Below are 26515 nucleotides of genomic sequence, written 5' to 3'. Positions count from 1 at the left end.
CTTCAACCTAGATGACCGTTACCCTTTATAGGTCTAGCATATATCCTAGATCCGAAGCTACCGTTGGATACGCAAAGGTGACTTTTTTCAGATCATCTACCGTCAGCTTGAGCCGAATGGCAACCGCAAAATGGTTAATTAGATCGTCCGCTTCCCCGCTCAGCACATGAGCACCCAGAATGGTACGCTGTTCGGTATCTAGAATGATCTTTACACTAGCGACCTGCTCATTCGTACGCTTGTAAGTGTACCATGAGGACATGTCCATATGGTTGACCTTGATACTGCCGCCCCGCTTGCGTGCTTCTTCCTCCGACAGACCGACTGCGGCAACACGTGGAATGGTAAATGCTACGCTTGGCATTTCGGTATAGTCCGTCGTCTGGCTGTTTCCGTTCAGCAAGTTATGGGCGACCGTCTTCGCTTCTAGCCCAGCAAGCGGGGTCAATGGTAGCCCCGGCGAATCGGCGCAATCACCTGCTGCATAGACGCGTGGATTGCTGGTGCTCTGTAGATAGTCGTTGACGACAATGCCCTTTTTACTGTAATTCACGTTCCCCTGCTCTAGCTGTAGCTGCTGGATATTCGGCGCACGTCCCGCACCATGCACCACTAGACCACAGGTTAATTCCAGTGGATCACGCTTCTCGTCAATCTCGCCATCCTCCCTTTTGTAGGCGGCAGTAAGTCGATAGCGTGCACTTGTATTTCCATCGGTATCGTTGCCTAGCGACTGAATCTGTTGTAGCGATACATTCAGATGAATGTGAATACCCACTTCTCGTGAACGCTCTACTAGCTCGTCCACCAGATCGGGGTCAAATCCCTTGAGTGGACGGTTGCTAGTATGCAGAATATGCACCTCTGCCCCAGCACGAGCGGCAATATGGGCAAATTCAAACGAAATATAGCCGCCGCCAACAAAGACGATCCGCTCCGGCAATGTCTCCAAGCTCAGAAAGTCATCGCTATCCGCCAGATGCTCTTCGCCATCCACATCCAGCGGTGCAGGTGCCGCTCCGGTAGCGATAACAATATGCTTTGCCTGAAAGGTCTTGCCATCAATCTCAATTACATCGTCATCAGCAAAATGCGCCTGCCCATGCAACGTATGAATACCTGCGTCCTTGAGCTTTTGCTCATGAGCACCGGGGATGTAGTCGGTAAATGTATGCTTGAATGCCATAAGATCCTGCCAGTTTATGCGTGCTGTATCGACAATGCCCTTCCCTTTCAGTAGCGCCGTATGGTCAACCAGCTCTGCTGCACCGACCAGTACTTTTTTCGGATCACAGCCGCGCAGGGCGCACGTACCGCCATATTCACGTTCATCAACGATGGCTACGTTCCAGCCTTCTTTACGGCATGCTTGCGCGATGGATGCGCCTGCACTACCAGTTCCGATTACGATCAGATCGAAGCTTGATGTCATGGAGTATCGCCTCATTCTCTGTATAGTTTGGTAAAATGCTCTCTTTACCATTAACCGTGAATGATCCGGTGCAATCCTGCGGTAGCAGGTTACATCCATCATGTCCGATTGAACTTCTCCTGTCACTGCGCACTCGCCTTTTTCCTACTTTTCGCTTGATTATTCCACTTTATGGAATCTATCTTATTTTTATCCTTTCATTTAATGGCTTTCCGTGTTAAATTGTAAAAAAAATCTATTAAATACATAATAGAGGGGTTATGAACAATGAAACAAAAAACGTGGACAACCATGCTGCTGACTGCTGTTTTGCTGGGATTCGCTGCTTTGCCTGTCAGTACCGCTTCTGCTGCCTCCACTGACGCTTCACCCGATGGTTCGTATTCGATGGACCTGAACAGTGATGACAGCACATCTGGTGATGTGGAGGACGATACGTACAGCGATGATGGCAGTCTCGATGATGTCGATCCGGCATTGGCGCAGGAAGCAAGCGAATTCCTCGACTATGCCGATGCGATGGACCCGCTGCTCACTTATGAAGACAAGGCTTGGACGGCTTACAACAAAAATGAATACGTCAGCGCCTCCAACCGCAAGGAAGAGTATCGCCTGATGACGTATACCGTTGTGCCGAACTACACGAAGTTCGTTGCTGGTCTCAAGCAGATTCAGCCTGCGAATGCCGAGCTGGCTGCCCTTCATGCCAAATATCTCAAAGGTGCCTATGCAGAGCTGGAAGGCTTTAAGCTGTACAAAAAGTACGTATCTAGCACCACACTGAACAAGTCACTGCTCAAAAAAGCCGAAGCCAAGCTAGATGCTGGCGGCACACTGATCGCTAACTTCTATACCGAGCTGGACGACTATATTACACGCTTTGACGGATTAGACGACAGTAGTACGGATGCCGATTCCAGCGATGATGCCAGCACCCAATGGAGCGAGGATTTCACCTAATATCCACTTATCACTAGATATACTACGATCACCAGATATACCGCTATCTTCTTGTACAGGGATGCAGTCCTCTCGTCATCATGACTACATCTCTAACCTAATCGAACGTAAAAGGAGTTTAACTAGATGTTGAAAAACAAATTACTACTTGCCCTTGCTCTGACCTGTATCTTTGGTGCAGTATCTCCATTCCAAGCTTCATTCGCTTCTGCTGCTTCCACGCCTAGCGTAACTGCGCCAAGCACAGACGACACCAGCGAAGATGTTAGCGATGATGTGGAAGACGCACTTAGCGACGTTAGCCCAGAATTGCGTGCGGAAGCACAAGGACTGCTGGATTACGGCGATGCTTTGACCGCGATTGCTACTTATGAAGACAAAGCTGTAGATACATACAACGGCTACCGTTACATTACATCCACCAACCGCAAAAAAGCATACGCTGCCATGACGTATACAGTCATTCCAAGCTATACCAAATTCGTGGTTGGTCTGAAAAAGATCAAGCCTGCCAATGCTGAATTAGCAAAAATCCATACCAAGTACATCAAAGCTGCTTCCCTGCAATTGGAAGCCCTGAATCTGTTCAAAAAATACGTATCCAGCAGCAAGCTGAATGTATCCGTATTGAGCCAAGCGAATCAGAAAATTACAGCTGGTATGAACGAACTGAATGCCTACAAAGCAGCAGTTGAGAAATACTCTGCCAAATTTGAGCAGTAAGTACGATTGATCTGAACAACACAACAACCCCCTATTTGCGTATCTCTGCATGGCAGAAGCTACTGCGAATAGGGGGTTGTTTTTTACATATCAAAGCCTACCATTACATCTCCATCCGTTCCAGTACCATTACTGCTGCTCCCACAGACACTGCCTTGTCTTGCAAGTGTCCGCGTGAGAATTGCGGATGGGTAGTCGGTTCGCCATAGATTTGTTTTCTAGCCACAGCGATTGCGGTTTCGTAATAACCGGGGGCCTCATGAATCAGTGCGCCGCCAACAATGACTCGCTCCGGCTGCAACGTGTTGATCAGATTGCCTAGCCCAATGCCCATATATCCAGCAGACCGATGGAACAACTCCTGCAAAAAGGAATCCCCTTCCTGCAATTGACGAATCATCTGGTCAAATGACAGATCGTTCTTGTCACTGGCAGCTAGATCTGCATCCACATCGCCAAACGCCGTCCACTCCAGCCCCATCCGGGCGCGCTGTCGAGTCTGTTGTTCTAATGCCTGAATGGAAGCATAGGCTTCCAGCGCGCCATAGTTTCCCCGCTCATGCAGTCTTGCACCGCCTGCATGAACGACCATTTGCCCGATTGAGCCTTCCTGATCAGATGCTCCGCGCATAATACGTCCATCCGACAGATAGGCGGCGCGAATCCCAACACCCGCATTTACATACAACAGATGCTGCGGATGCTCCTCACGAGCAGCCCAGTATTCGCCCAATAATGCGGTATTGATGCCGTTGTCCAGTAGCGCGGGAATCTCTGTTTTGGCGGTAATCAGATCGCAGATGGAGACATGGTTCCAGCCCAGTGCAGTAAAATAGAGCGGATTGCGAATCAGCCCTTTTTCATAATCAAGCGGACCGACAGCTCCGATTCCAATACCCAAAATCCGTCGCTTGGACAAATGCCTCTCTGCTAGCACCTGCTGAATCTGCTGCGCCACTTCCTCCACCAGTCGCTCCGGCGTCATCTGCTCATCCATCAGCCAGCGGTGACTGTACAGCGAGTTCATCCGCAGATCATATAGCCCAAGCACCGAATATTTACGCGAAATGTCCAATCCGAACACATAGCGATTATGCGGCTGAATCCGGTACAGCACTGGCTTGCGTCCTCCGGTCGATTGCCCAAGCCCGGATTCCATAATCCAGCCTTCATGGAGCAATTCATCCAGTACACGGTTTAGGCTGCTGCTCGTAATATCAATATCTTTCATGAGTTCGATTTTGGAAACATCATCCTGCACGGCAATCCGGTCATACGTTTGCCGTTTCAGCGTTTTGGCGATTGTCCGATACACAATTATTCATTCTCCCTGTCCATAATAACATCCACTGTCCACTTCATTTTCATTGGTAAAATAGGCATGAACAGTCTCTTTCTCCATTGTATCCGCCTCCTAATAGAATGACCACCACAGAAAATATACCAGAAATATTCCAATTTTCGACCCAAATGCCGATAAAGATAAAGCACGTTATTTTACATACGATTCAAAGGAGCGAAAACCATGAACCAAAAATCTGTCCTGTCCCTGCTATGCAGTCTATTACTGCTAGCTGTCCTTCTGCCTGCCACACCGCCCAAAGCCCATGCAGACGCGTATTCCGCCTCTGAGGTGTTCGAATCCGAAGACGAGGCATATGACTACTTGGACGACTTCCGCACCATTGTTGATCCCAAATTGCTGGATGCTTACGATGATTATGTCGCTTATTTTAAAGTGACCAACAGCGCCAAACAGTACGGTGATCTTGGACTCTCAACTTACAACAAAAGCACCGCATTTACCAAAGCAACTCGTAAGCAAGCATATAATAACATCAAAAACATCGCTATTCCCAATTACACCAAGTTCATCAATATAGTCAAAAAAGCCAAGCCTCAGCAGCCCAAACTCATTGCTTTACATGAAAAGTTCATCAAAGGCGCTAACATCCAGCTAGAAGGCTTCAAGCTATTCGCCAACTATCTGAACACGCCTAACCCAACTGCCAAGCAAAGATATACGATTAACGCCAAAATCAATCTAGCAGGCAAAATCATTACCCAGTACAATCAAAGCATCTATGCCTACGTGAATCAATTTAGCCCAGAATAGCTTTTGCCGCCAAGGCTTCATTTCCTTATAGAATCAGGGGAATGGAGCCTTTTCCATGTTCAAATTTGCATAACTAAGCCTTTTAATGGTAAATTTAACATGACCACCCTGTACACACATCAAAGGAGGTTCAATACATATGAAGAAATATACTCTTCTATTACTAACACTGGTGATGAGCAGTTCACTGCTCGGATGCACACAGCAAAGTAATACAGCAAGTAACAACGCATCATCTAGTTCTACTACTGCGGAGAGCAGTACCCCAGCGACAACGACGACCGATGAAGCCGGACAGACCGAGACATCTACAACGACAACAGCTACCCTAGCCAAACAGGGTGAAACCGCTACGGATGAGCAGGTGCAAGCAGCCACTGACGTTGCCAAGCAGTACAAACAAGCCGAATATCAAGTCACTGACTATAGCAAACTGAATATGGATACTGACAACGAAGCCAGTACGGATACGCCCTCACTGCCAGCGGTGTATCAACAGCAGTATGATCAACTGAAGTCGTATGCTACGCCAGAATTCCTAAATAAACAAACAACAAGCCGAGTGCTTATTTTGCCACAACGACTCGCTGTACAATCCAAGTCCAATGTAACAACAACCGATCTGAAGCTGACTGCCGATCCGGTATTCAAGGTTAACGGTATTATGGAAATTGCTTATGAAATGAATATTGCTGTCGGTGACAAGGAAAAGATTCCGTTCCAAGGTACACTGCAATTGCAGCAGGTCAGCGGCGAATGGAAAGTCATTAATGACGCTTATGATCAAGCGCAATTGGCGAAGCTATTGGATCGTGTCAATGGCAACACAGCATCGTAATACAAGATTAGTCAGATCTGCACGTTAAGGTGTTACATCGTATACCAAAACAAAACCCGCCTATTCTCCCAAAGAGACAGGCGGGTTTTTGTGATCACGTTGGTGGCTTGCAGACAGCAGCATCGCAGTATGGTGGGTACGGACTCGTGTTGTTTTGGTTGAACATTGTTTTTTCTTTTTATTTGGTACGTGAACGTGGTATAGGGTTATCGTTCTGGGGGGAAAGCTGGTTCTACTTACGCACGACGGTGTAGCCTTTTTTCTCCAACAGGTGGAGGATACCGTCATCGCTCAGATAATGAGCGGCGCCGACAACGATAAAGTACTGTTTGTTGCCGCCGCTTTTCAGATAGCCGTCGATTTTGTTTGCCATGCCGATATTGCGGTCAACCAGCATCGCTTTGTGGTATTCAGGAATGTCGGCAGAGCTAGTCGTAAGTTTCAACAGCTCGGCTTCGTTGCCGGTTTTCCACGTTTCTGCCATCTCATCGATGCTATTGTCCTGCTTGCCATTATCGGTTTCCTCCAGATCGCGAAGGGCGAAGTACAGCAGAGCATCCTGCAATTCTGGGGAGAAGCTGTTCAGCATATTCAGCTGGGACTCGCCTGATTCCAGCTCGATCACTGGCACATTGCGTGTAGCCGCCTGCTTGAGGAAGTACCGATCAATGCCGCTTTCAGCTTCGTAACTAGAATTGGAAGCCGATGCAGAGTCCACGAACATTTCAACCACCCATGGTTTGAAGCGATCCATGTCACCGGACTTCATGCCGTTTGCCTGAAGGTATTTGCCGAGTTTGGCATATGTATCCGCAGCGATATGATTAGGGAGCGTGCTGCCATCCTGATACGTGCCCATCTGTCTAAGTTGCTGGAAAAATTGCTCGTCGGTCGTCTTCGTAATATCCACTTCAACACCGAGATAATCCGCCTGCGAGAACGCTTCTTCGTATTCCTTGCGCAGCGGGTAAAAGCTGTCATTGGCAATATGCATAGAGCCGACGAGGTACACGGTATTGCCGTTCGCCTGAACCTCCCACATAAAGCCGCGTCCGCCTGTATCCGCTGTTTCGGTCGTAGTTGCCGGAGCCGGATTGCTAACTGTCGGCGCTGTGGAAGCTGCCGGTGTGGTTGGCGTCGCTGTACTGTCAGTCGGTGCAGTTGTAGTGCTATCTACCGGCTGTGTAGTGACAGGTTCGGTTGTTACAGGCACGGCTGGAGCGGACGTTAGCTGAATTGTACGCGTTTTGGCATTCCAGCTGACCGTATAGCCTGTCAATTCGCCAAATGTACGAATCGGCACGTATACGACACCGTTGATCTTGGTCAGCTTGCTTTTGACCGTGACACTTTTACCGTTAACGATGGCAGTGATGCTGTTACCCGATGCGCTGGACAGGGTGATACCCATTGCTTTTAGCGTGGAGCGTAGCGGTACAAGGGTCGTCTTTTGCTGAACCGTTGGTGCGCCGCTCTTAACGTTATACTCCACTTTTTTGTCATTGACTTTGACAGTCAGCGGCTGGGCTGCGGACGCCAGCGCTGGAGCAGAGGTTGCAAGCAAACCTGCTGCGAGAACGAGGGACAGAATGTTGTGATGCCATTTTTTCATTGCATAACTCCCTTTGCATGTTTTGATATCCGGACTGTCCCGTTCCTTGATATGACAGGGATTGTGCAAGCCAAACGTGTCTCTCTAAATATTGCATATTCTCATTTCAAGTACAATACATTGTTGTTGTATATTTATATTTTCGTATAAATAAAGGAAAAGCAGTTTATCTTATGATTTGACTCCATTCAAAAAACTTCTCAAATCCTCCACAATCGCCTTCGACTGGGTATAATGCAGATAATGCGTGCCTTCTAAAGGAACCACTTCGCCGTGTACAGAGTTCTTGATCTGCTCCTCATGCGCTGGAATCCAATCCTTGATCTCTGCATCATTCTTCACAAGGAAGAAGATCACTGGCAAGTTTTTCGGGAATTGTAGACCTTGTACTGACTTGAAATTCTCCGGCAGCAGTTGGGCTTCATTTTGGATATCGGGATTCATCATATTCTTCAGAGTAATCATTTTGATCTGCTCTTTGGTCTGCTCATCTACATTCGGAGTCATGATCTGAGTTGGATTCAGCTTGGCGATGAAGCGATAAAAGCCGGACTTCTCTAACAAGCTGAGTGTTTGCGTATCCATGACATCGGTAGGTTGTGTCGGGAAGCTTGTATCAATACCGGCAAAGGCGGTCACTTCCTTCGGATATTTGTTCACATAGTCCAGCCCATAGATTCCCGCAATCGAATGACCCATCAGTACATAGTTGTTGATCTTCAACTGCTGTAATGCGGCATGAATCTCACTCGTGATATTGTCCACAGTACGCGGCTTGTCTGTCACATCGCTCAGTCCGTAGCCAAACGGCTCTACCACCACGACCCGATAATGCGGAGACAATTGTGCAAGTAACGGCTTAAAATCAAGCACAGGCGAAGCGGTACCAAAGCCCGGCAGCAGCACAATCGTCTGACTACCTGTACCTTCAATCAGTACATTCATCTTCTTCCCATCTACAGTCACTGCTTGACCGTAGGGCTGAATTTCCTTTTGCTCGGAGCGACTCGCTATAACGTTAACGGTATAGACCGTCGCTACGAACAAGACAATGAGCAGCACGATACTGACTACAGCTATGAGCATAATCTTTAATAATTTTTTCATTGTTTTATTCCTTCTCCCAATCTCACGGTAGGACGAGCAGGTATTGATATGAAATCTTTTATACGTTGTTAGCAGACTTATATTGAGAATTAGTGTATGGTTGCTTCTCTCTTATTTACTATGAATTATTGATTGCTATTCACGGTTTGACCTCTAGTAGGCTGAATATCGCCTTGCCAATGGATCGGAATCGATTTGCCCTTTGCCAAATCGGGGTGATCTGCCACCTGAACATGCAGATGTGCTTCGCTAGAATTACCGGAGTTACCGACCTTACCGATGATCTGTCCAGCTTGGACGGTATCGCCCTTCTTCACGGTCACTGAACCTTTCTGCAAATGCCCCAGCAGACTATATTCGCTGCCGCTACGAATCACAACATGATTGCCTGCGGGCTGTGCTGGATTCATTTTGCCGACTGGCTCGTTATCCACAATATCGTTCACGACTGCCACCACCGTACCATCCGCCGGTGATAGTGCGGGCTGCCCGAACGCGTAATAGCTGCGATTGATTGTGGCATCGCCGCTGTAGGACATACCATCCTTCACCTGAATAAAATCATATGCGTATCGTTGCGATTCTACCGCATAGTGATAATTTTGCAGCACATTACTGCCGCCCCAAAAGACGAACCAATCCCCTTGAAATGGTAAACGATACACAGTATCAGTCCGTTTGGCATCCGTTGTTGGAAAAGATTCTACTGGTTGCATCTGTAGACCAGCTATTCTATTTTGTTGATCCAATACGGCGATTAAGCCAAGCTTGCCGGTACTGTCTAGCCAACTATATTGCGTATGGTGATTGAGCTCTATCCCTTTGCCTAGCATATGAAAGGATTGTATATGCTGCAAAGATGCTTGCACGGTGTCCGCCAACTGCTGCTCTGTTAGCAGCTTTTGAAACTCCGGTGTCAGCTGGGCATACACCGTCTTGGTATCACCTTGCAATAAAGCGGTCGGTATGTGCTGCGGCTGCAACGTGGTTGGCTGTGCTTGTTCATTCTGATCTTGTGCGTTAGACGGTTGATTCTGCATCGCTGCTTCCTCCTGTCCAGATTGCTCAGTGGCTGTAGAACGGGTAGACGCCGATGTGTCGCTGCTAGGACTGCCATCGTTGGCATTGCTGCATGCAGTCATCGTCCATGTAGCGGCAAGGATACAAGCTGTAACAGCAATTCTTTTGCCCCTTCCATCTGCCCATTGCCATTTCTGTAAAATCGACCGATTGTTCATCTGTCATCCCTCCCAAAGTTGGATGATCGCTATGACATCCTATGCTGCTCGCCTCTAGCCTTGCGTAAAGGCGAGCAGTCATCAATCAGATTTTGTACGCCTTCATAGCTTTTCTTAATTCCTTCCACGTCGGACGCTTGCCATACATCAGTACCCCGGTACGATAAATCTTCGCAGAGATCCAGCCGCAGATCACGATGGATACTAGCAAAATCAATATAGAGATTGCGATTTCCCACCATGCCATGTTGCCCAATCCCAGTCGGATCAGGGACGTTGTTGGCGAGAAGAATGGGATATACGATGCAATGCGAATCAGCAGTGTATCCGGCTTGGAAATGCTGAAGATACCGATGTAAAATGCCGCCAGCGTCAGTACGGTCAATAGCGATACCGCTTGTCCCAAATCCTCAGTACGGCTCACAATCGAACCGACTGCCGCATACAGCGTAGAGTACAGGAAGTAGCCGAGAATATAGTAAAGGAAGCCGAATACTGCTACTTCCCACGACAGATTGGATACATGCAGATCGAATTGCGCCAGCACATGCTGGTAATACGGCAAGGTCAAATGAATACCCAACACCAGTGCATAGATACCCATCTGCGTCAGCCCGACAAGGAAGATGCCAATAATCTTACCGAACATCTGCGTCAGCGGCGAGACGCTGGTGATAAGAATCTCCATCACGCGCGAGCTTTTCTCGGCGGTAATTTCAGCCGCGACCATATTGCCAGTCATCGTAAGCGAGATAAAGAACAGCACCATTAGCATATAGACTAGAATAAAGTTCTCGGATGAAAACGTCTTAGGTGTCGCTGCTCCACCAGTTAAGGTATCCGGTGATATTGTGCCGACCGTGACAGGGCTGCCCAGCTCGGCAAGCTGCTCATCGCTAAGCTGACCAGCAGCAATCGTCCGCAGCTTAACCGCTTGTGTAGCTCCTTGCAAAATAGCCTGTACGTTGGCATTATTGTCATCGCTCACATAGGTGACGGTCGGAAAGGCATCCTTATCCGTGCCACTGCGCAGCAATAGATATCCGTCCAGCTCCTTTTGCTCTAGCTGTTGATTCAACTGAGCGGCGGATTGGGGTTCATTGTTCCACGTCAGTTTGGTAGACGAACCCTCATCTGTATTAGTGGACAATGCTGATGATCCTCCATTGCTCATGCTGTTATTAGCATTGTCGCTCGACGTTCCAGACGCGGAGGTAGTGGCTGTTTGCTGCGCTTCATCCGATGCTTGCCGGATATCGTCAGCAATATCATTGTAGGAACTAGAAGCAATGCCGATACGGATCGTGCCATCTGCGGAGCCACCGGAAAAGAGCTGGATCGCATATGGAATATTCAAGCCGATGATGAGCAATAATGCTAGCAAAAGGGTCGTCCAACGGAATGATTTTGTTTTGACCTTGTTCCGGTATGTGAAGGAGATTACTGCGCCCATTTTATTCATGAGATTGTCCCACCACCTTAATAAAGATTTCATTCAATGTTGGTTCCTGAATCTCGAAACGGTCTACATTGCCGACTGCCAGCGCCGTTTGCAATACCTGCCTTGCCGTCTGCTCGTCGCCCACCTTAAGCCGATAATCGCCCTCTGCGCGGCGCTCGACTTGCAGCACACCGGGCAGTTGTTCCAATCCGTCAATGTCCTGCGGCGTACGCAGCAGCACATGCTCCCTTGGATATGCCTTTTTGATCTCGCGAATATCGCCTTGCAGTACGGGCTTGGACCGCTTGAGCATTGTCAGGTGACGACACAATTCCTCCACATGCTCCATCCGATGGGTGGAGAAGAGAATCGCGGTTCCTTCATTACGCAGCTCTAGCACTACTTCCTTGAGCATCTCTACATTGACTGGGTCCAATCCGCTAAATGCCTCGTCGAGAATGAGAATACTCGGACGATGAATAACGGCAGCGATAAAGCCCATTTTCTGCTGATTGCCCTTGGACAGCTCCTCAATCCGTTTGTTCTCGTATTCCATCGCATCAAAGCGTTCCAGCCAGTACCGCAGACTTTGACGGGCATCCGCTGCCTTCATGCCGCGCAGATGCGCCAGATACAGCAGTTGATCGCTGACCTTTACCTTCGGATACAATCCGCGCTCCTCCGGCAGATACCCCATAAGCGGCTGTAATCCGTTATGATACGGCTTGCCATCGTATGAAATATGCCCTTCGTCTGGATGAATCAAGCCCAGCACCATGCGCATGGTTGTCGTTTTGCCTGCGCCGTTGCCTCCTAACAGCCCATAGATCTCGCCCTTTTCCACTTGAAACGATAACCCGTCTACTGCCGTGTGACCGGCATACTGCTTGACGATGTCGTGCAATTGTAACGGCTGATTCATGATTGGACCTCCCTGTTCACATTCATTTGATGATGGCGTACCCAGCATAACAGCAGTTCTTCCCATTCCAATCCACGTACTTGTAAAGTGATACCATTTTCGTTCGCAATCTGCACCAACGCGTCGGCATCGGCGGTCAGGATGCGTACCGAGCCATCGCTTCGCTGCTCCCATTCCAATATGCCATGCCAATCACGCAGCAACTCGGCATCGGCGGCACCAGACTGTGGATGCGGCTCAAGCCAGATTTCTTTCCATTGCTGATACAACTCGTCCTTTTCCCGCATACCAACGATCTGACCGTGGTGCATGAGCGCCACATAATCGGCAAGGCGCTTCACTTCCTCCATCCGGTGCGTAGTGATGATCATCGTAATCTCGCCGCTATCCATATACGTATGCAGCACATCCAGCATATCCTTCCAAGCAAACGGGTCCAGACCAGACGATGGCTCATCCAGCAGCAGTAAACGTGGCGAGGATGCCAGTGCTGCCGCCAATTCAAACTTTTGCCGCTGCCCTTTGGATACTTTGGACAGACGAGCATTGGATGGTACATTCAGCGTCTCCAATAGCTGTTCGAATCGCTCCGCATTCCAGCGTGGATACCACTGAGCGCGGAAGGCTGCTGCCTCATGGGCAGTCATGCGATTTTCCTCTGGCGAAGAACCATCGCCGATATACGCAATCTGCTGACGCAGCTCGATCGGCAGCTCGCTTGCATAGTGATGACCGAACCAGTGAATATCTCCACGATCTGGGTAAACTGTGCGCAGCAGCATATGTAGCAGTGTGCTTTTGCCGGTACCGTTCTCGCCGACGAGTGCAGTCACATACCCCTGTGGAACACTCCAATTCAGCGGACCGATCATATGATCACGTCTTGCTTTGCATACTTGCTCTAGCAGGATTGCCGGTTGCGGCTCCGTTGGATGCTGTATAGTATTGACGCTTTGCAAAGGATTGCGGTTCATGTTTACCATCTCCTTATGTCTGTTGGTCGTCATGCTTGTTGAGCATGTCTTCAATCAAACGACTCAATTGCTGCCGTGTCCAGCCCAGATTGTAGCTGCGTACGATCATATCGTCGATTAGCTGACGCACTTGTTCCTCTCCCATTCGGCTACGAAGCTCCTCCTCCACGCCAGTCACAAAGGTTCCCGTTCCTTGACGGGTACGCAGTAGCCCTTCATTTTCCAAGTCCTGATACACGCGCCGAATCGTGATCACGCTACACTTCAGATCAGCGGCAAACTCACGGATCGATGGAAGCAATATGCCTTCTTGCAGTTGTCCACTGATGATCAGCGCACGAAGCTGATTCTCCACCTGACGATACAGCGGCTCCGCACTATGTTCATTAATTTGCACAGGTATTCTCATTGTTCTGTCCTCCGTCCATTCCACCTGTTGCTTCCCTTCGGTAGGGTAGGATCACAATAGATCTCTTGTTTTGGCTTTGCGATTCACGATAATAAAGGATACTGTCAGCGCGCCCGCACCAACGATCAATCCGATCCACATCAGCGGTGAAGCCAGACCGTATTGAACCGACAGCGTCAGCACTCGATCGGCAATCCCCCAGCCCAGCGTCATGCTAATCACCGTTACAATCACGATCAGAATCGTCATAATGCTAGACCATAATACATATCGCTTGTAATTGACCATGTACTCCCAGTAAATATAAAATGCCGTTAGCAGCAGCCCGAATCCAATCGTCGTCACTACGAATACCAGATAACCAGTCCATGTTACATCAGGCATGTTGCGTATACCGATGACATACGTCAGTGTGAACACGAGTGTGCTGTTATACACGAGACTCATCAGCAAAATTTGTAACCGACTGCCCAGTACAGCAGCAAACGGAATCGGCAAGGAGCGATAATACTGCATCTGTTTGCGATACGAATCCTCTTGCCACAACCGGAAAGCACGACGTGAATAGTCGATACCAAGCAGCGGCGCAATGAGCAGCAGAATAAAATCAAGCAATGCATGAGTCATCCGCGATTCATCCTGCGTAAAGTACAGAAATCCGATCACTCCGCCCATATATAGCATGAAAATGGTCGACCAAATAAACATAGTCCAGTTCAGCGACATTTCCCGTTTCGTCAATATCCAGCCTTTTTTAAAATCCAGCATATGTACACCCTCTCTGTTAACGGTCATCCTTGGTGTGGCATATCTTGATCGAAGGATAGGCTACGGTGTAGATGACCTGTGCTTAGTGTGTATATCTATATGCACAGTATATACACAGCATACACACTGATGCAACATCAAATTTCCTTTTTTCGGAATTTTTTCGAGTTTGTCTTTTCATTTATACGATTGCATGAAATGAATTCTGTCGCTCCTAACCCGCGTCCCTATGCTATAAAATAGTAAAAACGCCTGCTTTTCCACCGCCAAAAGCAGTCACTGTGCAGACGTAAAAAAAGTCCTCTGGCGCAACCGCCAAAGGACCATTCATTGCCGTTATTCATATTGTCAATGTTAACAATGTTCAATCATGATTTGATTCTACCGTATGCACCAGCCAGCATTGCAAGTGCATGTGCTATCGTTCATTCCATCAGGAAACGGATGAGTTTAACTTGTGCAGTTCATCCTCTACAAGAAGCGTGAGTTCTTCTTCGTAGCCGCCGGTAATGTGATATTTGCGCACATATTCTTTGACGAATTTTTTTGGATCCTTAGGCCGGAAGATTCTTGTCATCTCCCGTAGACTTTCCTTGACTTCATTGTGACCTTTAGTTGCCATGGAATTCCCTCCCCAAAACGTGCCTTGTTTGTGAGAACGCCGAAAAGATCCGTAGCTGTGTCGTAGTAGTATGAAGTTATATCTCGTCTGTGATCTTCTGGCACCTGTATCGGTAGGCATTTATCTAAAAAATTACCCGTGGATACGATACCTGAATCAATCCGGCTGAATGCTCCTATCGCTTGTACAAGGCCGATATTGCCCTTCGTAATGCTGCAATTTCTTGCTTGAGAGCGCGTCTCTGGCGTGCTGACCGGTCGTCAATCATGTTACATTATCAGCACTTATCTAAGCACCATCTTTCCCTATTGTACCATAATCGACGCTTGAAAAGCACACTTCATTTGCAAATAAAGCAATTTGCCAATCATTCGCGAAGGCAGATTTTATGCTAAGAAAAAGCGGCAGGGCGTCTGCCATTTCTCGATTCACCGTGTCAGCCGCACATCCTAAAACAACGATGCAGCATAAAAACCTGTAATTTTATATCGGAATATGTCGACATGCTTCTGAGGGAAAATGCGAAATTTGTATAAATATTCTTATCCCTCTCTTGAACCGGGTAATGAATGATACACATTTCTTCTTGCAGGAGGTAGCGGAACGGTATCCGGGTGTGAATAGCTTCCTGATCGCCCGAGGTGGACAACTGGTACAGGAAAGCTATTATAATGGATATACACCAAGTCGTTTGGCAGATTTGCGCTCGGCTACCAAAAGCTTCACATCCATACTAACAGGCATGGCAATGCAGGAATACGGCATACCGAGCGTAGAGGAACGGATTGAGCAATGGCTGGGTGATCTATTTCCTCCACATCCTTCGTCTCTTTTACAGGAAACGACGATTCGGCATCTGCTGACGATGACAACCGGATTCGCTTGGAAGACTGGCAAGAAGCTCGGGGAGCCGGATATTCATTCCTTTCATCGTAGTCGCGGCTGGAGCCGTTCAGCACTACGGCGTCAGATTGTACCGGATATGCGCGATGTGTTCCAATATCGGAGTATTGACACACATCTATTATCCGTACTGATCAGTCGCTGGAGCGGACAGGATGCGTTTACGTATGCAAATGACCGCTTATTCGCTCCACTCGGCATTGAGCAGGTCGCTTGGTCGCCATCGCCGGAAGGTCATTCGATTGGTCATGTCGGGTTATGTATGACGCCGCGCGATATGCTGAAATTCGGCATTTGCTGTATGCAGCAGGGACGCTGGCAGGATCAGCAGGTGATTCCGGCGCACTGGCTGGAGCAATCATTTCAGCCCCATACAGAAGGCTACGCTGGCTTTGGTCACTATGGATATGGCTGGTGGAACGGCGTACAGGATGGCGAAGATTATGTCTGCGCCCACGGACATGGCGGTCAGGAGATCATTCTGCTGCCCAAATGGGATACTGTCGTTGTATTCACGTCCGAGAGCAAAGTACGTAAATACAAAAATCCGCGGCATTTGCTGCCGGAGTTATTATTTCCATTGCTTCATGCGAGCAGTAATCCAACAACCAGCAATCCAACCAATTAATCAGGAGAGGACATCCCTATGCAGCACAATTCCTGTGTTCTGATTGTATATGCAAGTTATGGCGACGGTCATCTACAGGCAGCGCGTTCCCTGTACGATAGCCTGCTGGCGCAGGGCGTGCAGCGGGTGATCCTACTTGATCTGATGGCGGAGGCACATCCGTTGATCAATGAAGTCACCCGATTCATCTATATGCAGAGCTTCAAGACGATTCCGCATCTGTATGGCTGGGTATACCATTCGACCCGTGAGATGAAAGCCAATTCGCCCTTTTCCCATTGGCTACATTCGTTTGGCATTCGGCGGTTGCGTCAAGTGCTGGATACCGAGCAGCCACAGCTGATCGTGCATACCTTTCCCCAGCTGACGCTACCGCATCTGAAAACGCGCTGGGGCTTGAATATTCCGTTGATCAATATTTTGACCGATTACGATCTTCATGGACGCTGGCTGCATCCGCATATTGACCATTATTATGTGCCGTCTGCCCATATGCGCAATGAAGCGATCCAGCGCGGCGTTCCCGCATCCAGCATCAGCGTAGCAGGCATTCCGCTGCATCACAGCTTTGAGCAGTATCCGTCGGAACGCCATGAACGACAAGCATTGAAGCAGCGTCTGCGAGAACAAGCAGGGCTGCATCCACATAAAAAGACAGTACTGCTACTGGCAGGTGCTTATGGCGTGCTGAAAAATGTACATGAAGTGTGCGACGAGATCGTCCAGCGTCAAGATACTCAGTTAGTCGTCATTTGCGGTAAAAATCAGTCGCTCTGTCGCGATCTGAGCAAAAGCTACGGTCATTACGAACATATCCATATCGAAGGCTTCACCCGCCGTATGAGCGACTGGATGATGCTCAGCGATTGCGCCGTCACCAAGCCCGGTGGGATTACGATGTCCGAATGTATCCGCTGTGAGCTGCCCGTTTTCCTGCTCAAGCCGGTACCGGGGCAGGAGCTTGCCAATGCGCTCTATTTACAGCAGGAAGGCATCGCTGAGGTGTGCCATTCCGCCGCAGAGTTATCGCAGGCACTGGGCGCAGCGCTGGATCAACCAGAGCGGCTAGAACAGATGCGCAGCAAGATGGACGCTTTGCATATGCCGGATGCAGCAGGTTATATCACCAATGATCTGATCACACGCTATTTGGACGCACCAGCTACCGATACGGCAACTGTACCGCTGCGAATATTGAATAAGCTAAGTAAGGGCGTATATCGTTAACGTCATGTGCATAGGTATTGCGACAGGTAGAAATGGGATAGGTAGGAATAAAATCGCATACCTTATATGTAATAGGAATGAAAACCAAACAAGGCGCGTGCATCAGAGACAGCACACACCTTGTTTGGCGTATAAACAATCGAAACAGAAGCTTAGGTGTATCTATTGAATCAGTCAGCAAACTGCACGCCGCCATCTTCCAGCCCTGCAATGCGTACTAGTGATTCCAGTCGATAGCCTTCGCCTGTTAGCAGATCGGCACCCGGCTGGAAAGACTTTTCGATCACGATACCGATTCCCGCCACTTCTGCTCCTGCCTGCTTCACGATCCGTGCCAACGCAAATGCTGCTTCCCCGTTGGCGAGAAAGTCGTCGATAACCAGTACCTTGTCGCCGGGCTGAATGAACTTTTTGGAGACGGTAATATCATTGCTCTGCTGCTTCGTATACGAATACGCCGTTTCCACGAAAATATCCTCAGTCAGCGTGAGCGACTTTTGTTTACGAGCAAAAATCAGCGGTACCTGCATTTCTAGCGCCGTCATAATCCCCGGCGCAATACCTGACGATTCAATCGTGAGAATACGGTTGACACCCGCCTCGGCGAACCGGCGCTTAAATTCGCGACCAATCTCCTGCATCAATACGGGGTCCATCTGGTGATTCAGAAACGAGTCGACTTTCAGGACGTTACCGGGCAGGACAATTCCTTCGTCTATTACCTTATTGCGCAGTAGTTCCATATTATCGTAGCTCCTTTGGCATATATTCGGTCTATAGGATGATGACCTAACTGGGTTGGATTATATTCACTATAACCGAAGTGCTAGACTGCCAACCACCCTGTAATAGTATGCTGATGTTAAAACTTTTTTAAAAACTTTACAGTTTTTTACCAAATTCGTTCAGGATTACGTTAAAATAACCGATATATACTTTGAATATTTTAAAATTATATGTATACTACGCAGCCGTTAAGCAGGATCATACTATATTGACGTGTTGCGATGAGCCTGTATTCTTCTTCAAACATGCTTTACATAAAATAGCAAATGTTGATTTCCCTAAACACGATGTATACTAAACACTCTATGTTTTCACTTTTTTTGTAAAAATTGTTTATATGGAAGAATTTAGGCTTATCTATTTGAAAATGAAATAGCAGTATAGTGGCCCGTTTTTCGAATTTCAGGTCAAGTAGGCAATGGTGCATCAGCATGCTATAATTTAATTGTTGTCTGCGGCTTTTTTCCTATTTCCGCCTGCTCGGGCCGCATACATTATTGCTTCATTAGGAGGTCTTTGTATTGTTCGCCCAACGCCTCAAACAACTTCGCAAACGGCGAAATATGTCGATGAAGGAAGTCGCAGATTATGTTGGAGTAGCCAAAAGTACGTATGCAGGCTATGAATCTGGGTATCGTCAACCAACCCTGGAAACCATCCAGGCTATTGCGCGCAAGCTGAGTACAACGTCCGATTATCTGCTTGGCTTAACTGAGCAGTTTGATCCTGTTTTGCAAAATACGAATGCCCGTGAATTTCTCAATTATGCCCATTTGCATTGGGACGGCGTTCCGCTTGAGGCCGATGATCTGCAATTGATTCGTCAGCTACTGGAGCGTGTTGTGCGGGATCGTGCCCAATCTGAGGAAGAACATCATTAATCATATCCGTATTTTACCTCTATTGCTTCTACTGCCATGATTTCGTTTCTTTCCCATTCCACAGGTACCCTTCCGTATCGTTGCATAGTGTCAGTCATACACAGCCGGCTTTAACGATGAATATCGGAAGCCGGTTTTTGTCGTGTTGATATAACAGAATATGGACAACAGCATGTTCTTTGCGCAAATGCACATGATGGTACTTCTGTTCAGGCATATAGTCCTGTATCTCTGTCATATGCTCCCCATCGCTTCAACGGTCTGCATAACAATATGGAACAAAATATAGCCAAAACAAGCCACCGAGTACGCAAAACGTACCCGATGGCTTGTTCATTTTTAACAAAATTTGGTTCAAATTTGGATTATTTGGCTACTATAGAATTATCACGCAGCAGTGCCGGACGACCCATAGAATGGTAGTCGAAGCCAGTCGTTTTGATTCGATCCGCGCTGTATACGTTGCGACCGTCGATCAGAACGGATTGGCCCATAATGGCTTCCACTTCTGCCAAATCGATATTCACGAACTCGCCCCATTCGGTGAGCAGGCAGATCGCATCAGCGCCGCGCGCAGCTTCCAGTGCATTTGCTGCATACGTGATGGATGGGTGATCATACTCGCGACGGAAGTTGTCGGCTGCTACCGGATCAAACACCTGTGGCAATGCTCCGAATTCAACCAGTTTCGGTACGATCTCCAGGGATGGTGCTTCACGCACATCGTCCGTATCTGGTTTGAACGCCAGACCCCAGACCGCAACTTTTTTACCTTTCAGTGTACCCAGTGCATCCAGCAGCTTGTCAATCACTGCCCAACGCTGCGACTGGTTCACCTCAACGACCGATTTCAGCAGTTTGAAGTCATACTCGACGTTACCTGCGATTTGAATCAGTGCATGCGTATCTTTCGGGAAGCAAGAACCACCATAGCCGATACCCGCATTTAGGAAGGAAGCGCCGATACGACGGTCCATACCCATACCACGTGCGACTTGATCCACATCCGCACCGACTTTATCGCAAATGTTGGCAATTTCGTTGATGAAAGAAATTTTGGTAGCTAGGAACGCATTGGATGCGTATTTGATCATTTCCGCACTGCGAATGTCTGTAACGACCAGATTCTCAGTCAGCGGCTTGTGCAGGGCAACCAGCACGTCAGCTGCGGCTTGTGTTTCCACACCGATTACGAGACGATCTGGGTTAAAGGCATCCTTCACAGCAGAGCCTTCGCGCAGGAATTCAGGCATCGACGCTGTATCGTACGGTTGGTCGGTCAAGCTGCCAATGATGCTGTTGACGCGTTCGTTGGTGCCGACAGGAACGGTACTTTTAACCGCAACTACTGTGTACCCTTGAATTGAAAGCGCAATCTCGCGCGCTGCTGCCTCGATATATTCCAGATTGGCTTCACCGGACGGAAGCGGCGGTGTACCTACGGCGATAATGATCAGATCCGAATCTGGTACCGAAGCGCTCAGATCAGTTGTAAAGGACAGACGACCTGCTTCGACGTTACGCAGCATGATCTCCTTCAAGCCCGGCTCATAGATCGGTACCTCACCGTTGTTGAGCGTTTCGATTTTCGCTGGAATTTTGTCAACGCAAGTAACTGTATTACCGACTTCTGCAAAGCATACGCCAGATACCAGACCCACATAACCTGTACCAATAACCGTAATTTTCATAATCCACACTCCCATTTCCGTTTTTTTTGTTGGTGTTGCCGATATTGTCTGTTGATTAAAAAACCTCTATTCATGGTTGAGTTGAAGCAACCGATATAAAGTGTAAGATGATTGCTGCTGCAAAAATCTCATTCCATTCACTATCGTGTTTGACCCTCATCAAACGCTGGTTGTTGAAGCATTTTATATACTTTTGGAGGCTGATCAAGATGAAAAATCAGGGAAACCCGACATTTGCCAGAGGCTGTCTGTGGGGCACTGCATTGTCCCTGCTGCTGTGGGCAGCAATCTTCACCGTTGCCATCGCTCTGCGTTAAGTCCGTTGGATGCAAGCTTGCCTAGATACGACTGGTAGTAGCCCATTGTTTGTATGAACACACGATGTATCATCGGCAGCAACTTATACCTTGACCTGCTGTAGCAAATTGCGGATATATCCTGCAATCTCGCTCAGTGCATCTTCCGATACGGCCTGCACGCCGCTTCGCTGGATGCTTCGATGCGGATACGGTTGCTCCACTGCTGGCAGATCATTCAGATCCAAGCGGCTAATCTCCTCCCAGCTCATCAGCATATAGGGATGATGATCAGGAATCGCCGCCACGGTATGGCGATCTTCATAAAACTGACTGCGGTTGAGCAGCAGCATTGGTTTACCTAACGTGACCGCTTCGCCAATCGTGCCCCAGCCGGGCTTCGTAATGACGAGATCGGCAGCTGCCAGATAGTTTTGCGACTCACTGTAATGAAACGGAATTCGGGCGATATGCTCTCGCTCCAACTGCACATTGGAGGAAACGATAAAGCTATACCCTTCGCTGTTCCATAGCGGCAGCCGTTCCAGCTCGCCCACTTCGATGCTCATGCCAAGTGCGAAGAATACAATCTTGCGTGTACCATCCGGGTTTAGCTTGCGGCGGATACGTGCTACCTCGCGTGCTTCCGGCTGTCGGCAAAAGAATCCGGTATGAATTCGATCCTTACAGCCCCATGCAGGCTCTGCACAGCCTGCCAATCCGATAAAGTGATCCATACGCGCATACGCTGTACGTAGCGCATTCAGCTCCGCTGGCTCCAGCATATCGCGATACGCGGTATACCAAGTGAAATTGGAGATACCGAGCGATTCGATGCCCGCTCTTGCCGCCGCCACGATTGGCACTGGTGAAATATCGCTGATCACCAGCTGCACCTCATGTTGCAGCAAAAACTCCTTTTCCTGCTCCACTCGTTCGTGAAACAACGACATATCCTGCCGGTACTTGATTCGCAATCCCTCCGTATCGGCAGCGATGGAATCCTGCTTCAGCACGTAGCCTGTATCAGAGCTAACCGTTCTGAACTCCAGCTGATGTCTGCTGTCCTCTTGCAGTGATTCGTACATAAACCCCAGTGCTTTGCCGCAATGAATAATCAGACGCAGCGGTTCGGGACTGTCCGCCAGTAGCCGCCGGATTACTGCAATGCTGCGCGCCGCATGCCCGTACCCGTAATCAGATACGTAGTACGCAATCGACGTCAGATTTTCATGCAGTTCTGAGCGATTTCTTCCCATGAATGGAACAGCTCCACCAGTTGATTTTCGCGTTCAAACACTCCCGTTTGTACAGCGATAAATTCCATGTCGCTTGTAGCTCTCATACTGTGCATCGCTTTGAGCGGAATATGAAGTACATTCCCTGCGCTCACACGCATCATATTGCCGTTGAGTACGAATTCGCCTTCGCCTTTCACAATCGTCCATACTTCCTCACGTTCGGTATGGGTGCGATAGCTCAGGTTATGATCCTGCTTCAAGCCGATTCGCTTGGTTGATACGCAGCGTCCGTCTTCGTAGGTTTGGTCGTCCAGTACATGCACCCAGCCCCATTGACGCTCCTCAAACATCGGTCCCTGATCAAAGTTCACCAGTTCCTTCAGTTTCGGGCTGCTTGCTTTGTCAGAGACGAGAATGCCATCCGGGCTAACTGCCACGACAACGTCCTGCATACCAAGTACTGTAACCGGAATATTCGTTTCGTTGACCAGATGAGTATTGGTTGAATCTTCGCTAATAATGCCGCGTCCGATCTGCACATTGCTCATTTCCTCGGTCAATGTATTCCATGTACCTAAGTCTTTCCAGTAGCCAGTGTATGGCACTGCCACGATGTTTTGTGCTTTTTCCACAACTTCGTAGTCAAAGCTGATCTTCGGCAGGCTCGCATAGGCTTTGAGGAATTGTTCATAGTGGATTGGCAGCCCTTTTTGCTCCAGCAGGTTAATAATATAGCCCAGCTTGAACCCGAACACGCCGCAGTTCCACAATGCTTTCTCCTCGATGAGTTGCTCCGCATATTCCTCAGTCGGCTTCTCTTGGAAGCGGCTGACGTAACGCAGTCCCGTTTCGCTTGTTTCACCAGAAGGAATGATATAACCGTATTTGGAAGACGGATAGGTCGGCTCTACACCGATCAGCGCTAAGTCGGCTTGCGATTCGTTGATCGCATCTTCCAGACTGCGCACCGTCTCGAAAAAGTGATTGTCTACATAAGGATCAACCGGCAAAATCGTAACGACTTCGTCCAAGCTAACGCCTTTGATGGAGTAAAGGTAGGTCGCCGCCAATGCGATGGCAGGAAACGTATCTCTTCTTTCCGGTTCCACGATCAGAGGCACATCGGCGCCCACCTGACTGCGCATAATCTCCACCTGAGATTTGCCTGTCGCGATATAACTGGATTCGCTCAAGCCGCTAATGTCCAGCTGGTTCCACACCCGCTGTACCATCGATACCAGTTCGCCGCGTTCATTTTCCAGCACTCTCAAAAACTGTTTGGATCTCGCATCATTGGATAGAGGCCACAGACGCTTGCCTGAACCTCCGGATAAAAGGATAAGTTTCACTCCGATCCCTCCTGTGTTTTCTGTAATGGGTCGTTCGGTTGTGTATATCGTTGACGTCCTGTTTCACCATGCGATGATGCCGAATGTTATTGCGATTCAGGCAGCATGCTTGGCGACGAGGACGGTGTAGCCATGGACAACAGCAGCTGGCGGTATTTTTCCAGCGATACATCGCGGCGTAAATACTTTTCCAGATAGTGACGGCCGTTGTGACCGACCTGCTGCAATTCGACGCGATCCATCTCATACATCGTACGCAGATGAGTAGCAACATCGTCGTATTGCTGTGGCTCTGCTACTAGACCGCAATAGCTGTCCACGATCAGGCGATGCGCCTCACTACCTTCTTCCAGTACACCTAGTACTGGTTTACCAGCAGCCATCACGCCGTAGATTTTACTTGGTACAGATACGCCTTTGATGCCCTTCTGGTTAACGACCAGATGCACATCGGCAGCGTTGAGGGAATATTTCAAATCCTCTTTCGGTTGGAACGGCAAGAAGCATACTTGACCGGAAGCAATCAATCCATGCTGCTCGGCGTACTCCTGCATTTTCTTCTTCATGGCGCCTTCACCGATAAAGGCGAAGACCATGTCTTTGCAATCTTTGAGCTTCGGTACGACACTAATCAGGTTTTCGAGGTCATAGTACAATCCGAGGTTACCGGAGTACATCACAACGAATTTGTCCTGCCATCCATTATCGGCGATAAATTTCGCGACGCGTGGGTGATCCTTACTCACTGGCACGATCTCCTGCTCGTTCGTCCAGTTGTTGATCACCGTGTTGGCAATCTTCTTCCGTCCGCCAAAGCGCTTGTCCAGCGTCTCCTGCATATCCTTACCGACGGTGATGACATGGTCGGACATGGAGCAGTTGATATTGTCGATAGCACGAGCGATATTGAAAATCCATTTGCGATCTGTGTAGCCGACCGCTTCCGCCTGTTCAGGGTTGAAATCCTGAATGTTGTAAATGTGCTTGGCACGCTTGAACAGCTTGCCGATCGTTCCGATCAGGCCGCCCAGCACTGGCGGGGTGGAGATGGTATAGATAAAGTCTGTATTCTTTTCCTTGAGCAGCTGGTAGGTCGCGAACCAGAAGTAGGTAGAGATGTACTTGATCCGACTCAGTTTGTTTTGCTTGTCGACCTCCGGCAAACGGATGCGCACGACTTCGATATTTTCCAGACGGTCGCGGATGACGCGTCCTTTGCCTGCGTTGTCGCCACCGTAGCCCGGTGGGCATTCGGCGATGACGGTAATGTCAAAGTCGTTTTGCAGATACAGGCACAGTTCGGTCAGCAGTTGTCCGGTCGAAGCGTAGTCGGGATAGAAATAGTTGATGACAAAGACGATTTTCGGCTTACCATTCATGGGTGGGTATCCCTCCTTTTCTTTGACAGGGTTTTGCGTTGTGCATGGCTGGGATTGCAAGTACCGCTCCGGCAAGGGGATCGGTCACGTCCTCCGGTGGATCGCGGGAATCTACGGATTAGGAATGAATTGTAGATTCCCCCGATCCAAAGTCGTCCTTTGACCGATTCCCCTTGCCTCCGCTCTGTGCAATCAAGCGCATGACGCGCTCAACTGTTCAAAGCAGGAGAGATGTGGGAGCAGCAGTTTGGAAAAGATTTTAGTTTGTTTTAAAACCATTAGCATTTTACTTTTACGTTAAGCCGGGGTGTCCCGGAAATGTTGGTTTGGTTCGGTGCTGTCCTTGTGTGTGTTGTTATTACTTCACGATGTGGACGGCGGGTTTGGCTTGAGTTTCGGCTTCTGGGAAGCGGTGTTTATGGAATGCTGCTGGGAAGCCGATGTGAACTTCGTTGCGCGGGATGTCTTTGGTGATCGTGCTTCTTGCGCCGGCAACGGCGAGTTCGTGTATTGTGATACCTGGATAGACGAATACGTCGCTGGCGATCCATGCGCCGTCTTTGATCACGATCGGTTTGGTGATCAAGCCGAAGGTTGGATCGCTCAGTTTGTGGCTACCAGTGCAGAGGTACGTATTTTGTGAAACGACGCACTGGCTGCCGACGATGATTTCGTCAAGGCTGTAAAATTCTACGTCGTCACCGATCCATGAATGTTCGCCAATGGTGACTTTCCATGGATAGGTGAATTTGGCGGATGCTCGTACTCTGGCGCCGGGGGCGATTTTCGCTCCGAACAGCTTGAGTAGGAAGCGTCGCCAGCCATACATATTATGCAGTGAGAAACGGAACACCGTTCCCTGGACGAACCACCAGATCAGGCAGTACCAGCCCGGCTTGCCGCGATCGTATTCTGCCTGCGAGTATTGATCCAGTCGGATTTGTGTCATGTCCGTTCTCCTCTCTTGATTGA

At 48.8% G+C, this 26515-nt stretch carries 24 protein-coding genes; 7 read left to right on the top strand and 17 right to left on the bottom strand.

Features of this window, described 5'->3' with window-relative positions; translation table 11 throughout:
* Positions 1-25: 25 nt before the first annotated feature.
* Positions 26-1432, bottom strand: coding sequence for a dihydrolipoyl dehydrogenase family protein (locus ABXR35_RS15655; RefSeq protein ID WP_367062452.1), 1407 nt, complete (start codon positions 1430-1432; stop codon positions 26-28).
* A gap of 267 nt (positions 1433-1699) precedes the next feature.
* On the opposite strand from ABXR35_RS15655, the gene ABXR35_RS15650 reads away from it, so the two are divergent.
* Complete coding sequence (locus ABXR35_RS15650) at positions 1700-2392, top strand: hypothetical protein (RefSeq protein ID WP_367062449.1); 693 nt, start codon at positions 1700-1702, stop codon at positions 2390-2392.
* A 126-nt stretch (positions 2393-2518) separates the two neighbouring features.
* Positions 2519-3115, top strand: a complete 597-nt coding sequence (locus tag ABXR35_RS15645; protein ID WP_367062446.1) for a hypothetical protein — start codon at positions 2519-2521, stop codon at positions 3113-3115.
* A gap of 103 nt (positions 3116-3218) precedes the next feature.
* Here ABXR35_RS15645 and ABXR35_RS15640 read toward each other — a convergent pair whose 3' ends face one another.
* A complete protein-coding gene (locus tag ABXR35_RS15640) occupies positions 3219-4430 on the bottom strand; it encodes an ROK family protein (RefSeq protein WP_367062444.1) in 1212 nt (403 codons plus the stop codon).
* Positions 4431-4640: 210 nt separating this feature from the next.
* On the opposite strand from ABXR35_RS15640, the gene ABXR35_RS15635 reads away from it, so the two are divergent.
* Together ABXR35_RS15635 and ABXR35_RS15630 are read left to right on the top strand one after the other, a co-directional pair.
* Complete coding sequence (locus ABXR35_RS15635; protein WP_367062441.1) at positions 4641-5231, top strand: hypothetical protein; 591 nt, start codon at positions 4641-4643, stop codon at positions 5229-5231.
* A gap of 139 nt (positions 5232-5370) precedes the next feature.
* Positions 5371-6069 (top strand): hypothetical protein, encoded by a 699-nt coding sequence (locus tag ABXR35_RS15630; RefSeq protein ID WP_367062438.1) that lies wholly within the window; start codon positions 5371-5373, stop codon positions 6067-6069.
* A 232-nt stretch (positions 6070-6301) separates the two neighbouring features.
* Here the strand turns inward: ABXR35_RS15630 and ABXR35_RS15625 are convergent, their stop codons facing one another.
* From ABXR35_RS15625 to ABXR35_RS15585, 9 genes are all read right to left on the bottom strand, one after another.
* Complete coding sequence (locus ABXR35_RS15625; protein ID WP_367062435.1) at positions 6302-7681, bottom strand: TraB/GumN family protein; 1380 nt, start codon at positions 7679-7681, stop codon at positions 6302-6304.
* Positions 7682-7852: 171 nt separating this feature from the next.
* Positions 7853-8788: an alpha/beta fold hydrolase gene (locus ABXR35_RS15620; RefSeq protein WP_367062432.1), complete on the bottom strand. Its 936-nt coding sequence runs from the start codon at positions 8786-8788 to the stop codon at positions 7853-7855.
* Between the two features lie 125 nt (positions 8789-8913).
* Positions 8914-10026, bottom strand: coding sequence for a peptidoglycan DD-metalloendopeptidase family protein (locus tag ABXR35_RS15615; protein ID WP_367062429.1), 1113 nt, complete (start codon positions 10024-10026; stop codon positions 8914-8916).
* 85 nt (positions 10027-10111) lie between these two features.
* Positions 10112-11488, bottom strand: coding sequence for an ABC transporter permease (locus tag ABXR35_RS15610; protein ID WP_367062426.1), 1377 nt, complete (start codon positions 11486-11488; stop codon positions 10112-10114).
* Positions 11481-12389 carry an ABC transporter ATP-binding protein gene (locus ABXR35_RS15605; protein ID WP_367062423.1) on the bottom strand — a complete coding sequence of 303 codons (909 nt, stop codon included), beginning with the start codon at positions 12387-12389 and terminating at the stop codon, positions 11481-11483. Before ABXR35_RS15605 ends, ABXR35_RS15610 begins: the two co-directional genes overlap by 8 nt.
* Complete coding sequence (locus tag ABXR35_RS15600) at positions 12386-13363, bottom strand: ABC transporter ATP-binding protein (protein ID WP_367062420.1); 978 nt, start codon at positions 13361-13363, stop codon at positions 12386-12388. Before ABXR35_RS15600 ends, ABXR35_RS15605 begins: the two co-directional genes overlap by 4 nt.
* A 13-nt stretch (positions 13364-13376) precedes the next feature.
* Positions 13377-13772 (bottom strand): GntR family transcriptional regulator, encoded by a 396-nt coding sequence (locus tag ABXR35_RS15595; RefSeq protein ID WP_367062417.1) that lies wholly within the window; start codon positions 13770-13772, stop codon positions 13377-13379.
* 51 nt (positions 13773-13823) lie between these two features.
* Entirely contained in the window at positions 13824-14540 is a 717-nt protein-coding gene (locus ABXR35_RS15590) for a hypothetical protein (RefSeq protein ID WP_367062414.1), read from the bottom strand.
* 433 nt (positions 14541-14973) lie between these two features.
* Positions 14974-15162 (bottom strand): hypothetical protein, encoded by a 189-nt coding sequence (locus ABXR35_RS15585; protein WP_367062412.1) that lies wholly within the window; start codon positions 15160-15162, stop codon positions 14974-14976.
* 565 nt (positions 15163-15727) lie between these two features.
* Between ABXR35_RS15585 and ABXR35_RS15580 the strand changes: the two genes are divergently transcribed.
* Both ABXR35_RS15580 and ABXR35_RS15575 read left to right on the top strand, forming a co-directional pair.
* Positions 15728-16693 carry a serine hydrolase domain-containing protein gene (locus ABXR35_RS15580; RefSeq protein WP_367062409.1) on the top strand — a complete coding sequence of 322 codons (966 nt, stop codon included), beginning with the start codon at positions 15728-15730 and terminating at the stop codon, positions 16691-16693.
* Positions 16694-16711: 18 nt separating this feature from the next.
* On the top strand, positions 16712-17920 hold the full coding sequence (locus ABXR35_RS15575; protein WP_367062406.1) for an MGDG synthase family glycosyltransferase: 1209 nt from the start codon (positions 16712-16714) through the stop codon (positions 17918-17920).
* Between the two features lie 170 nt (positions 17921-18090).
* Here ABXR35_RS15575 and ABXR35_RS15570 read toward each other — a convergent pair whose 3' ends face one another.
* Positions 18091-18663, bottom strand: a complete 573-nt coding sequence (locus ABXR35_RS15570) for a xanthine phosphoribosyltransferase (protein ID WP_367062403.1) — start codon at positions 18661-18663, stop codon at positions 18091-18093.
* A gap of 564 nt (positions 18664-19227) precedes the next feature.
* Here ABXR35_RS15570 and ABXR35_RS15565 point away from each other — a divergent pair.
* The gene (locus ABXR35_RS15565) at positions 19228-19587 is read left to right on the top strand and encodes a helix-turn-helix domain-containing protein (RefSeq protein ID WP_367062400.1); all 360 of its coding nucleotides are present in this window, start codon (positions 19228-19230) and stop codon (positions 19585-19587) included.
* A gap of 365 nt (positions 19588-19952) precedes the next feature.
* On the opposite strand, the gene ABXR35_RS15560 is transcribed toward ABXR35_RS15565, so the two are convergent.
* The 5 genes from ABXR35_RS15560 to ABXR35_RS15540 all read right to left on the bottom strand — a co-directional run bounded on the left by ABXR35_RS15560 (position 19953) and on the right by ABXR35_RS15540 (position 26492).
* Positions 19953-21278: a UDP-glucose dehydrogenase family protein gene (locus tag ABXR35_RS15560; RefSeq protein WP_367062397.1), complete on the bottom strand. Its 1326-nt coding sequence runs from the start codon at positions 21276-21278 to the stop codon at positions 19953-19955.
* 400 nt (positions 21279-21678) lie between these two features.
* Entirely contained in the window at positions 21679-22833 is a 1155-nt protein-coding gene (locus ABXR35_RS15555) for a glycosyltransferase (RefSeq protein WP_367062394.1), read from the bottom strand.
* A complete protein-coding gene (locus ABXR35_RS15550) occupies positions 22797-24164 on the bottom strand; it encodes a sugar phosphate nucleotidyltransferase (protein ID WP_367062391.1) in 1368 nt (455 codons plus the stop codon). The genes ABXR35_RS15555 and ABXR35_RS15550 overlap by 37 nt, the downstream gene beginning before the upstream one ends.
* An 86-nt stretch (positions 24165-24250) precedes the next feature.
* A complete protein-coding gene (locus ABXR35_RS15545; protein WP_367062388.1) occupies positions 24251-25543 on the bottom strand; it encodes a glycosyltransferase family 4 protein in 1293 nt (430 codons plus the stop codon).
* Positions 25544-25901: 358 nt separating this feature from the next.
* Positions 25902-26492: a WcaF family extracellular polysaccharide biosynthesis acetyltransferase gene (locus ABXR35_RS15540; protein WP_367062385.1), complete on the bottom strand. Its 591-nt coding sequence runs from the start codon at positions 26490-26492 to the stop codon at positions 25902-25904.
* Between the last annotated feature and the right edge of the window lie 23 nt (positions 26493-26515).

The sequence above is a fragment of the Paenibacillus sp. JQZ6Y-1 genome (assembly GCF_040719145.1).
Classification (GTDB): domain Bacteria; phylum Bacillota; class Bacilli; order Paenibacillales; family Paenibacillaceae; genus Saccharibacillus; species Saccharibacillus kandeliae.
Note: the sequence above shows the minus strand (reverse complement) of the source record. Positions and strands in the feature narration are given on the sequence as shown.